Raw genomic sequence first — 12,464 nt, forward strand, 5'->3', positions numbered from 1 at the left:
ATGGCCTATCTCAGCGAAGCCGATCACCGGCGGATCAGCGACGCGGTCGCCGCGGCGGAGGAAACCACCAGCGGAGAGATCGTGACCGTGCTGGCGGACCGGTCGGACGGCTATTCCGACATCGCGCTCGCCTGGGCGGCGGCCCTCGCTTTCCTCGTTATGACGATCCTGGCATGGTTCGGGGACTGGATGCTGGACCTGTTCGATGCGCTCGCGGGCGGGTGGAACCATGAATGGACCACCCCCGGCATCCTCGCCCTGTTCACCGCGCTCACCATCGCGATCTTCCTGCTCGTCTGGTTGGTGCAATTGTGGTCGCCGGTGAAATTCGCGCTGGTCCCCGGCAAGGTGAAGACAGCGCGTGTGCGCGAGCGGGCGGTCGACCTGTTCAAGGTCGGCGCGGACCGGCGGACGGTGGGGCGCACCGGCGTGGTGATCTATCTTTCCCTGCGTGAGCGGCGCGCGGAAATCGTCGCCGATGCCGCGATCAACGAGATGGTGCCGCCCGAAACCTGGGGCGAAGCGATGACCGACATGCTCGACGAGATCGCCGAAGGTCGGATGGCCGATGGCATCATCGCCGGGGTGGCCGATGTGGGCGCGATCCTGTCCCAGCACTTCCCCCGGGCCGAGGATGACAAGAACGAATTGCCCGACCGGCTGGTGGAGCTGTGAGCCCGGGACACGGGCAGGACGAGCGGGAGCCCGAGGAAACCGTCTGGCAGGGCAAGTTCATCGCGGCCAAGAAACGCGGCAAATGGGAATATGTCGGCCGCGCGCGCGGCATTCGCGCGGCGGTGATCCTGCCGATCGAGGACGGGCACGTCATCCTGGTCGAGCAGTTTCGCGTGCCGCTCGGCCGACCCTGCATCGAATTTCCCGCAGGACTGATCGGGGACGATGATGGCGGAGAGGACGAGGAACCCCTTGCCGCCGCAGGACGCGAGCTGGAGGAGGAAACCGGCTATCGCGCCGGTCGGCTGGAGGATCTCGGCACGTTCTATTCGAGCCCCGGCATGGTCAGCGAAAGCTACACGCTGGTCCGGGCCACGCAGCTGGAGAAGGTCGGCGATGGCGGCGGAACCGACGATGAGAACATAACTGTCCACCGCGTGGCGCTGGACGGCCTGGGGCGCTTCGTCGAGGAATGCCGCGCAAAAGGCATCGGGATCGATTCGCGAATCACCATGCTGCTGATGCCGCATTGGCTGGGAGAGAGAGAATGACGGGACGGATGGCGGGCAAACTGGCTCTGGTGACGGGCGCAGCGCAGGGCCTGGGCGCGGCGCATTGCCAGCGACTGGCGGAGGAAGGCGCGCGGGTCCTGTGCACCGACATCAATGAGGAAGGGGCGCAGCGGACCGCCGAATCGGTGAACCACCATTTCGGTGCGGACACCGCCTTCGCCCTGCGCCACGACGTCACCAGTCCGGAAGACTGGGACGCGGCGATCGCGACGGCGCGCGAAAAGCTGGGCGGCCTCAGCGTGCTGGTCAACAATGCGGGCGTCGGCGTGCGCGGCGATATCGAGACGTGCACCATGGAGGAATGGCGGCGCGGCTTCGCCATCAATGTTGATAGCGTGTTCATCGGCTGCCAGAAGGCGCTGCCGCTGATGAAGGATCACCAGCCCGGCTCGATCGTCAATATCAGCTCCATCGCGGGCCTGATCGCGAGCGATACCATGCCCGGCTACAACGCCAGCAAGGCGGCGGTGTGGATGCTGTCGAAATCGATCGCGCTCTATTGTGCGAAGCGCGGCTGGGACATCCGCTGCAACTCGATCCATCCGACCTTCGTCGACACCCCGATCCTGGACGGAATCGGGAAGAATGCGGGGATCGAGAAAGAGGTGGTGCTGGGTAAGCTGTCGCGCCAGATTCCGTTGGGCCGGATCGGCCAGGCAGAGGAAATCGCCAACGGCGTGCTCTACCTCGCCAGCGACGAGAGCCGCTTCATGACCGGTGCCGAACTGAAACTGGACGGCGGTATCTCCGCAATGTGAGCGAAGGAGTGGATCGGGGCGGTCAATTCGCGACCGCCCAGATCACCAGGTAGATCAGGAGCAGGGAGCCGAACCCGATCAGGGTGCCGACGACGAAGAGGATGCGGACCATCGTCGCGTCGACATCGAAGTAATCTGCGATCCCGGCGCAAACCCCACCCAGCTTCGCATTGCGCTTATCCAGGTGGAATTTGCGGGGGTTTCCGGGGCCGCGTGTGTCGATCGGATCGCTCATGCCACCGCCTGGGTAACGGTCATCGTGGCGGGCGCATAGGCCATGGTGAGAACGAAAGCGGTACCGGCGAGAGCGAAAACGGCGGCGAAGAGCTGCTGGCCATACTTCTTTACGAACATGATATTTCCTTCCTTGTGTGCGTTTTGATGTGACCCTCATGGCCACATCCCATACATTGCATGGGCCGTGCCAAACTGCGCCACCCGCAGAATTCCGCCATTTCGCCCTCAACCGAAGATGAACCCCATATGACCCGATCCCACCTGTTGGGGATTTTTCCCATATCTCGGCGGCGGCCTTTTGCTTGGCGCTGAGGCGGCGCACACGCTAACCGCCATCGGACCCATGGCGCTCGATCGCATCTCCCTTTCCAACTTCCGAAATCACTCGGAATCGACCCTCGACGGGGCGGCGCGTTTCAACCTGCTGGTGGGCGAGAACGGTGCGGGCAAGACCAACGTGCTGGAGGCGCTGTCGCTGCTCGCGCCCGGCCGTGGCCTGCGCCGCGCGCCGCTGGCCGAGATGGCGCGCGAGGGCGGACCGGCGGGCTTCGCCATCGGGGCGACGCTCCACCCGCGCGATGGCGGCGAGCCCGTGCGGCTCGGCACCCATGTCGAACCAGAGCGACCAGGGCGGCGGCTGGTGCGGATCAACGGCGCGCAAGGCAGCGCGGTGGCGCTAGGCGAGTGGTTGGCAGTCGGTTGGCTGACCCCGGCGATGGACGGGCTCTTCACCGGGCCTAAGGGGGAACGGCGCCGCTTCGTCGACCGGATGGCGCTGGCCGTCGCGCCCACCCACGCGCATCACGCAACCCGCTACGAAGCGGCGCTGCGCGAGCGTAACCGGCTGATCTCTGACGATCGCGCGCCCGAACCGCAATGGCTCGACGCGATCGAGGCGCAGATGGCGACGCATGGCAGCGCGCTGGCGATGGGGCGCGAACGGGTCGTGGCGGCGCTGCGCGACGAGCTAGCGCGGCAGGACAATGCGCCCTTCGCGCATCCCCTGCTGGCGCTCGAACCGGGTGGCCCGGCGGATGAGGCGAAACTGGCCGAGCTGCTGCGCGCGGGGCGCGGTCGCGACCGGCAGGCAGGCCGCACCCTGACCGGCCCGCACCGCGCCGACCTGATCGTGACAATGGCGGGCAAGGACGCGCCCGCCGCGCGTTGTTCCACCGGGGAGCAGAAGGCGATGCTGATCGCGATCACCCTCGCCCACGGGACACTCGCCGCGCGCGGCCGGGCCGGGGTGCTGCTGCTGGACGAGGTCGCGGCCCATCTCGATCCGCGGCGCCGCGCGGCGCTGTTCGAGCGGCTGGCGGCCACCGGCGCGCAAAGCTGGATGACGGGTACCGAACTGGCCCCTTTCGAGCCTATCCGGAGCGAAGCGGCGGTCTGGCGCGTCGCGGGCGGCGCGCTGGAGCGACTCTGACCTAGCGCGCCAGCGCGGCCTCGACCCGTTCGCTGGTCGAGGCGACGAGCAGGTCGATACCTTCCTCCGTCGGATGAATCCGATCCTGCTGGCGTAGCTCCGGCCGCGCCTCCACCGACGATACCCAGTTCGCGATCAGCGGGATGTCGTATTGCTTCGCCAGGGAGGGATAGACCGCGTCGAAGGCGCTCACATACTCGCCGCCAAAATTCGCCGGAGCGGCGAGCCCCATCAGCAGCACCGGAATGTCCTGCGCCTGCGCCGCCTCTATGATGGCGGCGAGATTGGCGCGCGTCTGCTCCGGCGAAAGACCGCGCAGCAGATCGTTGCCTCCCAGCTCCAGGATCAGGAGGTCGGGCTTGTGCTCCATGCTCTTCAGCGTGAAGGCGAAGCGCTGGCGACCCGCCGCGCTGGTGTCGCCGGAAACGCCCGCATTAGTGACCTGCGCATCTATCCCGTCCGCGCGCAACGCCCGCTCCAGCTCCGCGGGGTAGGACTGATCCTTCGGCACGTTGTACCCGGCGAACAGGCTGTCCCCGAAGGCGAGGATGCGGCGCACCGGGCCGGTCGGCGCGGCGGGGGGCGTCGTCGCCTCCCCCTGACCCGCCCCTTGCCCCGCGGCGTGATCCGCCGCCGCCTGTGTCGCGCCGCCGGGGATCGGCTGCTCGCTGCCGCAGGCGGCCAGCGACAGAGCGGCGATGAAGGTCAGAGTGCGTCGCAGCGCCGGTCGTGCTTGTTCCATCCCTCACCCTATGCCAGTGGAAGGGGGTGACAGCCAGTACCCATACGCCGCCAGCGATCCTTGCCGAAAACCTGACGCTCACCCTCGGCGATCCGCGCCGCCCGGTGCGCATTCTCGATGGCGTCGACCTGACGGTGGCGCGGGGCGAGGTGCTTGCCCTGCTCGGCCCTTCTGGCTCGGGCAAAAGCTCGCTAATGGCAGTGCTGTCGGGGCTGGAGCGCGCGACTTCGGGCAGGCTGGAGGTCGCAGGCGCGGATTTCACCGGGATGGACGAGGACGCGCTGGCCGCGCCCGGCGGGGCCGGATCGGCATCGTGCTGCAGGCCTTCCACCTCCTCCCGACCATGACCGCGCTGGAGAATGTCGCGACGCCGATGGAACTCGCGGGCGCATCCGATGCGCGCGACCGCGCCGCCGCCGAATTGGAAGCGGTCGGGCTCGGCCATCGGATCGACCACTATCCCGCCCAGCTTTCCGGCGGCGAGCAGCAGCGCGTCGCCATCGCCCGCGCCATCGCGCCGCGCCCCGACCTGATCTTCGCCGACGAGCCGACCGGCAATCTCGACACCGCGACCGGCGACGAAATCGCGAACCTGCTGTTCGCGCGGCGCGAGGAAACGGGCGCGACGCTGATCGTGATCACGCATGACGAGGCGCTGGCCCGGCGCTGCAACCGTGTCCTGACCCTGGCCGACGGGCGCATTGCGAGCGATATCGCTCCGTGAGCGGCCGATGAGCTGGCGCACCGCGTGGACCATCGCCCGGCGCGAGCTCGGCTGGCGCTTCCGCGGATTGCGGCTGCTGCTCGTCTGCCTGTTCCTCGGCACCGGCGCGCTCGCCGCGATCGGGACGCTGACCACGGCGATCGAGCAGGAGCTCGAACAGAACGGACGCCAGATCCTCGGCGGCGATCTGGAGGTCGAGGTGTGGCAGCGCGGGCTGACGGAGGAGGAAAGCGCCGCGCTGGCCCGCTACGGGCGGCTGTCGGGCGGCACGCGGTTGCAGGCGGTGGCGCAGCATGGCGAGAACACCGCGCCGGTCGAACTGAAATCGGTGGATGGGGCCTACCCCCTCTACGGTACGCTGGAGCTGGAGGACGGCCGGACCGCGCGCGCACCGCCGCCGGGTTCGGCCTGGCTGGCGCAGGGGGCGATGGATCGACTGGGTCTTCAGGTCGGGCAAAGCTTCACGGTGGGCACGCGCAGCTTGCGCGCGGCGGGCGTCATCGCCCGAGAGCCCGACCGGTTGGGCGAAGGCTTCCAACTCGGCCCGACCGTGATCGTCGACGAAGGCGAGCCGCAGCGCGCAGGGCTACTCGCGCCCGGATCGATGTACCGCACCAAGGTGCGCGTCGCCTTCGACCGGGAACGCGATCCGGGCGCGGTGCGCGACACGCTGGACAAGCAGTTTCCGCTGGCGGGCTTCGAATTTCGCACCCGCGACCGCGCGAGCCCGGGAGCGGATCGCTTCATCGGGCAGATGGGGCAATTCCTGACGCTGGTCGGTCTCGCCGCGCTGGTGATCGCTGGCATCGGCATCGGTGGCGGCGTCTCGTCCTATCTCGAGGCGCGGCGCGCCAGCATCGCGACACTCAAGATACTGGGTGCGGACAGCCGGGACATCGCCCGTATCTACGCGCTGCAGATCGGCGCGGCGGCCCTTACGGGCAGTGCGGCGGGATTGCTCGCAGGCGTAGCTATCGTGCCGCTGCTGGCGCAGGCGCTGCAAGGGCTGCTGCCGGTGGAGAGCGGCTTCGTCTTCGCGCCGGGGGCCTTGCTCCTCGCAGCGGCCTACGGCCTGCTGGTGGCGTTCGTCTTCGCTGCCACGCCCCTGCTGCGCGCGCGCCGCTATCCGGCGATGGCGCTGATGCGCGCGCGCGTCGCTCCCTTGGCACGGGACCGGGGCGCATGGCTGTGGGTCGGCGGAGGGCTGGTCGCAATCATCGCGCTCGCGCTTCTGACGGCGCGGTCGACCTGGCTGACAGCCGGTTTCCTGGGCGGGGCGGCGGCGATGATCGTGTTGCTCGCCGGGCTTGGCTGGGTGGCGCAATGGCTGGCGACACGCGCGCCGCGGACCGGCAACCCGCTGCTGCGCACGGCGATCGCCAACCTGCACCGGCCCGGCTCGGGCACCCCCGCCCTCGTCACCGCGCTCGGCTTCGGGCTGACCGCCTTCGTACTGCTCGCCGCGGTGCAGACCGCGATCGACGGGAATGTAGCGAAACGGGTGCCGGAGCGCGCGCCCGACTATTTCGTGCTCGACGTGCCGCCGCCGCAAGAGGAGCAGTTCCGGCAGACCGTGCAACGCTACGACCCGCAGGCCGCGATCCGCACCCTGCCCGCGCTGCGCGGCGCAATCACCGCTTTCGGCCCGAAGGACGCGATGACGCAGGTCGCCGAGATGAAGGAAATTCCCGAGGGCGGCTGGCCCCTGCGCGGCGAACGCGGGCTGACCTATGCCGAGGCCGTGCCGCCGGGCAATGTCGTCACCGACGGGCAATGGTGGCCGAAGGATTACGGGGGCGAACCGCTGGTTTCGGTCGACGAGGATTTCGCGCAGGCCATCGGCCTGAGCCCCGGCGATTACCTCTCGATCTCGCTGCTGGGCGTGGAGCGCACCGCGCGGGTGGCGAACCTGCGGCGGATCGACTGGGAAAGCCTGGGCTTCAACTACGTGCTCGTCTTCTCGCCCAACGCGTTGGAGGATGCGCCGCACAACCTCGCCGCGACGATCGACCTGACGCCTGGTCGCCCCACGGGGCCGCTGCTGCGCGACCTGGTACGCAGCTTCCCTTCCACCAGCGTGATCGAGGTCGGGCCGATCCTTACCCAGGCACGCGATCTGTTGCGACAAGTCGGGCTGGCGACGCTTGCCGCGGCATCGGTGGCGGTGCTTGCGGGGCTCGCGGTGCTGCTGGGCGCGATCGCCGCCGCGCGGGCGGCGCGCACCTACGACACGGTGATCCTGCGGGTGCTGGGCGCCAGCCGGCGGCAAGTGCTGCTGACCCAACTGGCGGAATATTCGCTGCTCGCGCTGGTCCTTGCCGTGCTGGCGCTGGTGCTGGGCAGCGGGCTCGCCTGGCTGATCGTGACGCAACTGTTCGAGTTCGACTGGCTGCCCGACTGGCCGACGATATTCGCGGTGCTCGGCGCGGGGCTGGCGGTCGTGCTGGGCTTCGCCGTGGCGGGGTCGCTGCCGCTGCTCCGCGCCCGCCCCGCCCAGGTCTTGCGCACGCTATAGCCCTTACGAAAAAGGGGGCCACACGGGCCCCCTCCTCCGTTTCGCGATGGCTCGCCGCTCAGAAGCGGAAGCGGCCCGTCACGCCGTAGGTACGCGGCGCGTTGGGATAGCCGGAGATCGAGCCCTGCTGCGCGACCGAGGGGAAGATCTGCGTGGTGTAGCGATCGTTGGTCAGGTTGCGGACATAGCCCGTCAGCTCGAACCCGTTTTCGAGCGCCAGTGTCAGCGAAGCGTTCACCTGGTTGATCTCGCGCCGGTAATTCGCCGCGATCGCGCGCGCGGCGGCATAGGGGTCCGGCGCGCTGAAATCGGCGAAATCGGGCAGGCCGTCGACGATCTGCGTGTTGCTTTCGTGATAATAGTCGATCCGCCCGATCAGCAGATTGCCGCTATTGCCGAACTCGTGGGTATAGGACGCCGAGGTGGCGATCGTCCACGCGGGGATGTCCGCCGGGCGGAAGCCGGTGAGGTCGCCCACCGCCGATCCGGTGAAGCTGTCGTATTTCGGATCGAGATAGGTCAGCGAGAAGGTGAAGACCAGCGGATCGCTCGGTGTGATCGTGCTGTCGAGCTCGAACCCGCGGGTCGATTGCTTGCCCGCATTGACGAGGGCGAAGCCGGTGCCGGTAAAGGCGTTGGACTGGAAGCCCTTCAGTGTCTGGTCGAAGATCGCGAGGTTGACGGCGAGCCCCGGGAACGCCGCCTTGATGCCCAACTCGTAAACCTCCGATTCCTCCGGTCCGGCGAAGCGCGTGCCCGCCGTCAGGTTGGTGATCGGCAGGCCCGCGTCGAGGATCGGGGAGGACGGGGCGAGGAAATTGCTGCCGCCGACGATCGGCCTGACGCCGCTGGGCAGGGTCGCCGGCATGAAATCGCCCAGAACCGGGCGGGAATCGCGCGACAGGTTGACGGACGACGCCTTGAACCCGGTCGCGTAGGTGAAATAGGTATTGATTTGGTCGCTGACGTCGAAGGCGACGCGGCCGGTGTAGCTCCAGTCGCCATCGCGCGTCCGCCCGGGCTCGACCGCGTTCGGCACGGCCAGGAACGGGGGCAGGAACTGCAGCGCGGCCAGCGGCAGCAGCGGGTTGCAAGCCGGGGACTGCGGCGGGGCACCGTTGGTGCCGCATGGGCGCAGGGCCAGCGCGCCCAGCTGCGCCTGCGCCGCGGCCGGCAGGGCCTGGAACTGCGCGCGCGTGCGAACCGCACCGCCGGTCGCGGCGGTAATGAAGGCATCGGCCAGGTTGATGTTGGCCAGCGGATCGAACGACGTCTGCTCCGCCGTGAAATCCTTCGCATCGTGGGTGTAGTTGAAACCGCCGGTGATGGTCAGCCGGTCGATCGGCTGGAAATCGACCGTCCCGAAGATCGAATAGGATTCGTCGTCGAGCGAAAACGCCTCGCGCGTAGAGGGCCCCTGCGCAAAGATCGCCCCGGCGGGGACGCCCAGCTGCGCCTCTAGATTGGCAAGCGTGCCGGGCACGCCATTGCCCGCCAGCAGGTCGAAGAACGGCCGCGTCTGCGTGCCGTTGGTGATCCCGCTGGTCTGCTCGACATTTTCCTTGAAGTAGAAACCGCCGAGCAGGAAGTTCAGCGGACCATCGAAGTCGGACGCCAGCCGCAGTTCCTGAGTGAAGGTATCAACCGCCTGATCGCGGAACTCGTTGATGAAATCGACGCTGGTGAAATCGACATCCTGATCGCTGAAGGCGCGCAGCTCGCGATAGGAGGTGATCGAGGTCAGCGTGAGCTGTCCCAGCTCGAGGTCGCCCTGCAGCGATCCGCCATAAGCCTCGATCTTGTTGACCGGCAGCTTGTTGAGATAGGTGCGGTCGGAATAGAGGTTCTCGGGCTCGATCGCGCCACCCAGCGCGAACAGGAGCGGGGTGGTCGGCCCTGCCCGTACGTTTCCGGCGTAACAGCACAGCTCGTCGATCTTCGAATAATCGCCGATGGCGCGCAGGCGCAGCGGGCCGCCATTGTCGAACAGCAGCTGGCCGCGCACCATCCAGCGGTCGCGATCGTTGATCTTCTCGTCCAGATTGACGACGTCGACGTAACCGTCGCGCTTGTTGTAATTGCCTTCCAGCGAGAAGGCGACCGACTGCGTCAGCGGGCCGGTGATGTCCCCCTTCACCACGATCTGATCGTAATTGCCGTAGGTCGCGCTGATCGAGCCGCCGAAATCGAATTGCGGCTCGCGCGTCACGACGTTGATCACGCCTGCGCTCGCGTTCTTCCCGAACAGCGTCGATTGCGGACCGCGCAGGACCTCGACCCGCTCGACATTGGCGATATCGTTGATCTGCGCCGCCGAGCGGGAGCGGAAGACGCCGTCGATGAAGACCGCGACGGAGGGCTCTACACCGACATTGTTAGCCCCGTTGCCGAAGCCGCGAATGATGAAGGTGGTGTTGGCGGAGCTTTGCAGCTGGCTGACGCGGAGCGATGGGGTGACCGTCTGCAGGTCGAGCAGGTCGCGGATTTCCGCCCGTTCCAGCGTCTCGCCCGTTGTCACGCTGACGGAAACGGGGGCCTCCTGCAGGGTTTGCGCCCGCTTCGTCGCGGTGACGATGATCGTCGCGCTGTCGGTCGGCGGGGAGACGTCCGGCTCGTCGTCGGTCAGTTCCGCGTCGTTATCGTTGGTGCGCGGGTCCGGGATCGCCTGCGCCATCGCGGCGGCGGGAAGCAGGGAGACCAGCGCGGCACCGGCGAACAAACCCAGGCGCGACGAGTTAAAAGACGGACGCTGTTTCATGATCGACTGGCTTCCTCTCTGCTCGGAAGTGAAGTCACCATGCCCCCTCCCGTTATGAAATCAGACTTAGCGGTCGCGAATCCCCCTCACAAGCGCCGCCGCTGCCCCGAAATTCGCGAGTCGGCTTATCGTTGCACCTGTGCCACACTTGTCGTAGGGGCACGGCTGATCTAGGGGCGCGCCCGAATATGTCGGGCCTAGCCCCGCCCCTGCCATTCATCAGAGAAAACCTATGTCAGACCGCTTACGCAACGTGGCGATCATCGCCCACGTCGACCATGGCAAGACCACGCTCGTCGACCAGCTTTTCCGCCAATCCGGCACCTATCGCGAGAACCAGCGCATCGAGGAACGCGCGATGGATTCGAACGACCTGGAAAAGGAACGCGGGATCACCATCCTCGCGAAATGCACCAGCGTCGAATGGAACGGCACGCGCATCAACATCGTCGACACGCCGGGCCACGCCGATTTCGGTGCCGAGGTGGAACGCATTCTCAGCATGGTCGACGGGGTCATCCTGCTGGTCGATTCGGCAGAAGGGCCGATGCCGCAGACCAAGTTCGTGACCGGCAAAGCGCTGGCGCTGGGCCTGCGGCCGATCGTCGTGGTGAACAAGATCGACCGGTCCGACGCGCGCCCGCAAGAGGTGCTGGACGAGGTGTTCGACCTGTTCGCCAGCCTCGACGCGAACGACGAGCAGCTCGATTTCCCGTCGCTCTGGGCCTCGGGTCGAGACGGCTATGCCAGCAGCGACGAGACCGCGCGCGAGGGCGACCTGAACCCGCTGTTCGAGCTGATCACCAACCACGTCCCCGCGCCGGGCCTGGACGATAGCGGCCCGTTCAGCTTTCTCGCGACGCTGCTCGACCGCGACAATTTCATGGGCCGCGTGCTGACCGGACGGGTCCAGTCGGGTACCATCAAGGTCAACGATCCGATCCACGCCATCGACGCCGACGGCAAGGTGATCGAAGTCGGTCGCGCGACCAAGTTGCTCAGCTTCGACGGGCTCGACCGCGTGCCGGTCGATAGCGCGCGGGCGGGCGACATCATCGCGCTGGCGGGCCTGGAGAAGGCGACCGTCGCCAACACCATCGCCGATCCGAGCGTGTCGGAGCCGATCCAGGCGCAGCCGATCGACCCGCCCACGCTCGCCATGCGCTTCGCCGTCAACGACAGCCCGCTCGCGGGCCGCGAGGGCAGCAAGGTGACGAGCCGCATGATCCGCGACCGGTTGTACCGCGAGGCGGAAACCAACGTCGCGATCCGGATCACGGAAAGCGAGGACAAGGATAGCTTCGAAGTCGCGGGCCGCGGCGAATTGCAGCTCGGCGTGCTCATCGAGACGATGCGGCGCGAAGGCTTCGAACTGGGCATCAGCCGCCCCCGCGTGCTGTTCCGCGAAGAGGACGGCCAGCGGCAGGAGCCGTTCGAAACGGTCGTCATCGACGTCGACGACGAACATTCGGGCACGGTTGTGGAGAAGATGCAGCGCCGCAAGGCGGAGCTGACCGAAATGCGCCCATCGGGCCAGGGCAAGACGCGCATCACCTTCTCCGCCCCCAGCCGCGGACTGATCGGCTATCACGGCGAATTCCTGTCCGACACGCGCGGCACGGGAATCATGAACCGCCTGTTCGAGAAGTACGACGCCTACAAGGGCCCGATCGAGGGTCGCCAGAACGGCGTGCTGATCTCGATGGTTTCGGGCGAAGCGGTCGGCTACGCGCTCAACGCGCTGGAGGAGCGCGGCGAGCTGTTCATCGGTTCGGGCGCGAAGATCTACGAAGGCATGATCATCGGCGAGAACGCCAAGCCCGACGATCTCGAAGTCAATCCGATGAAGTCGAAGCAGCTGACCAACTTCCGCTCGACCGGCAAGGACGACGCGATCCGGCTGACGCCGCCGCGCGTGATGACGCTGGAACAGTCGATCGCCTATATCGACAATGACGAGATGGTGGAGGTCACGCCGGAATCGATCCGCCTGCGCAAGGCGATCCTCGATCCGCACGAGCGCAAGAAGGCGAAGCGCAAGGCGGCCGACTGAT

Annotated in this window: 10 protein-coding genes and 1 pseudogene; 7 read left to right on the forward strand and 4 right to left on the reverse strand. The window is 67.3% G+C overall.

Translation table 11 applies throughout. The annotated features are described in order from the left end of the window. Genes F7D01_RS02260 through F7D01_RS02270 form a run of 3 tightly spaced genes read left to right on the forward strand, consistent with a single transcriptional unit; the run spans nucleotide 1 to nucleotide 2,005 of the window. Complete coding sequence (locus tag F7D01_RS02260) at nucleotides 1–675, forward strand: TPM domain-containing protein (RefSeq protein WP_215228651.1); 675 nt, start codon at nucleotides 1–3, stop codon at nucleotides 673–675. Beyond that, nucleotides 672–1,226, forward strand: coding sequence for an NUDIX hydrolase (locus F7D01_RS02265; protein ID WP_215228652.1), 555 nt, complete (start codon nucleotides 672–674; stop codon nucleotides 1,224–1,226). The genes F7D01_RS02260 and F7D01_RS02265 overlap by 4 nt, the downstream gene beginning before the upstream one ends. Then, nucleotides 1,223–2,005: an SDR family oxidoreductase gene (locus F7D01_RS02270; RefSeq protein ID WP_215228653.1), complete on the forward strand. Its 783-nt coding sequence runs from the start codon at nucleotides 1,223–1,225 to the stop codon at nucleotides 2,003–2,005. The genes F7D01_RS02265 and F7D01_RS02270 overlap by 4 nt, the downstream gene beginning before the upstream one ends. Nucleotides 2,006–2,027: 22 nt before the next feature. Here the strand turns inward: F7D01_RS02270 and F7D01_RS02275 are convergent, their stop codons facing one another. Then, the gene (locus F7D01_RS02275) at nucleotides 2,028–2,240 is read right to left on the reverse strand and encodes a PspC domain-containing protein (RefSeq protein WP_215228654.1); all 213 of its coding nucleotides are present in this window, start codon (nucleotides 2,238–2,240) and stop codon (nucleotides 2,028–2,030) included. After that, on the reverse strand, nucleotides 2,237–2,359 hold the full coding sequence (locus tag F7D01_RS15360) for a hypothetical protein (RefSeq protein ID WP_255750034.1): 123 nt from the start codon (nucleotides 2,357–2,359) through the stop codon (nucleotides 2,237–2,239). Before F7D01_RS15360 ends, F7D01_RS02275 begins: the two co-directional genes overlap by 4 nt. A 226-nt stretch (nucleotides 2,360–2,585) precedes the next feature. Here F7D01_RS15360 and recF point away from each other — a divergent pair, with 226 nt between their 5' ends. After that, the gene (recF, locus tag F7D01_RS02280; protein WP_215228655.1) at nucleotides 2,586–3,671 is read left to right on the forward strand and encodes a DNA replication/repair protein RecF; all 1,086 of its coding nucleotides are present in this window, start codon (nucleotides 2,586–2,588) and stop codon (nucleotides 3,669–3,671) included. Between the two features lies 1 nt (nucleotide 3,672). Here the strand turns inward: recF and F7D01_RS02285 are convergent, their stop codons facing one another. After that, nucleotides 3,673–4,413, reverse strand: coding sequence for an arylesterase (locus F7D01_RS02285; RefSeq protein ID WP_215228656.1), 741 nt, complete (start codon nucleotides 4,411–4,413; stop codon nucleotides 3,673–3,675). 26 nt (nucleotides 4,414–4,439) lie between these two features. Here F7D01_RS02285 and F7D01_RS02290 point away from each other — a divergent pair. Further along, a pseudogene (locus F7D01_RS02290) lies at nucleotides 4,440–5,137 on the forward strand (ABC transporter ATP-binding protein). 7 nt (nucleotides 5,138–5,144) lie between these two features. Beyond that, on the forward strand, nucleotides 5,145–7,652 hold the full coding sequence (locus tag F7D01_RS02295) for an ABC transporter permease (protein ID WP_215228657.1): 2,508 nt from the start codon (nucleotides 5,145–5,147) through the stop codon (nucleotides 7,650–7,652). 58 nt (nucleotides 7,653–7,710) lie between these two features. On the opposite strand, the gene F7D01_RS02300 is transcribed toward F7D01_RS02295, so the two are convergent. Beyond that, nucleotides 7,711–10,410: a TonB-dependent receptor gene (locus F7D01_RS02300; RefSeq protein ID WP_215228658.1), complete on the reverse strand. Its 2,700-nt coding sequence runs from the start codon at nucleotides 10,408–10,410 to the stop codon at nucleotides 7,711–7,713. A gap of 232 nt (nucleotides 10,411–10,642) precedes the next feature. Between F7D01_RS02300 and typA the strand changes: the two genes are divergently transcribed. Next, on the forward strand, nucleotides 10,643–12,463 hold the full coding sequence (typA, locus tag F7D01_RS02305; RefSeq protein WP_215228659.1) for a translational GTPase TypA: 1,821 nt from the start codon (nucleotides 10,643–10,645) through the stop codon (nucleotides 12,461–12,463). Nucleotide 12,464: the final 1 nt, after the last annotated feature.

The sequence above is a fragment of the Erythrobacter sp. 3-20A1M genome, from assembly GCF_018636735.1.
Taxonomy (GTDB): domain Bacteria; phylum Pseudomonadota; class Alphaproteobacteria; order Sphingomonadales; family Sphingomonadaceae; genus Alteriqipengyuania.

Coding starts and splice junctions, on each gene's coding strand:
- F7D01_RS02260 (WP_215228651.1), top strand. CDS start 1: ATGGCCTATCTCAGCGAAGCCGATCACCGGCGGATCAGCGACGCGGTC.
- F7D01_RS02270 (WP_215228653.1), top strand. CDS start 1,223: ATGACGGGACGGATGGCGGGCAAACTGGCTCTGGTGACGGGCGCAGCG.
- F7D01_RS02275 (WP_215228654.1), bottom strand. CDS start 2,240: ATGAGCGATCCGATCGACACACGCGGCCCCGGAAACCCCCGCAAATTC.
- F7D01_RS15360 (WP_255750034.1), bottom strand. CDS start 2,359: ATGTTCGTAAAGAAGTATGGCCAGCAGCTCTTCGCCGCCGTTTTCGCT.
- recF (WP_215228655.1), top strand. CDS start 2,586: ATGGCGCTCGATCGCATCTCCCTTTCCAACTTCCGAAATCACTCGGAA.
- F7D01_RS02285 (WP_215228656.1), bottom strand. CDS start 4,413: ATGGAACAAGCACGACCGGCGCTGCGACGCACTCTGACCTTCATCGCC.
- F7D01_RS02295 (WP_215228657.1), top strand. CDS start 5,145: ATGAGCTGGCGCACCGCGTGGACCATCGCCCGGCGCGAGCTCGGCTGG.
- F7D01_RS02300 (WP_215228658.1), bottom strand. CDS start 10,410: ATGAAACAGCGTCCGTCTTTTAACTCGTCGCGCCTGGGTTTGTTCGCC.
- typA (WP_215228659.1), top strand. CDS start 10,643: ATGTCAGACCGCTTACGCAACGTGGCGATCATCGCCCACGTCGACCAT.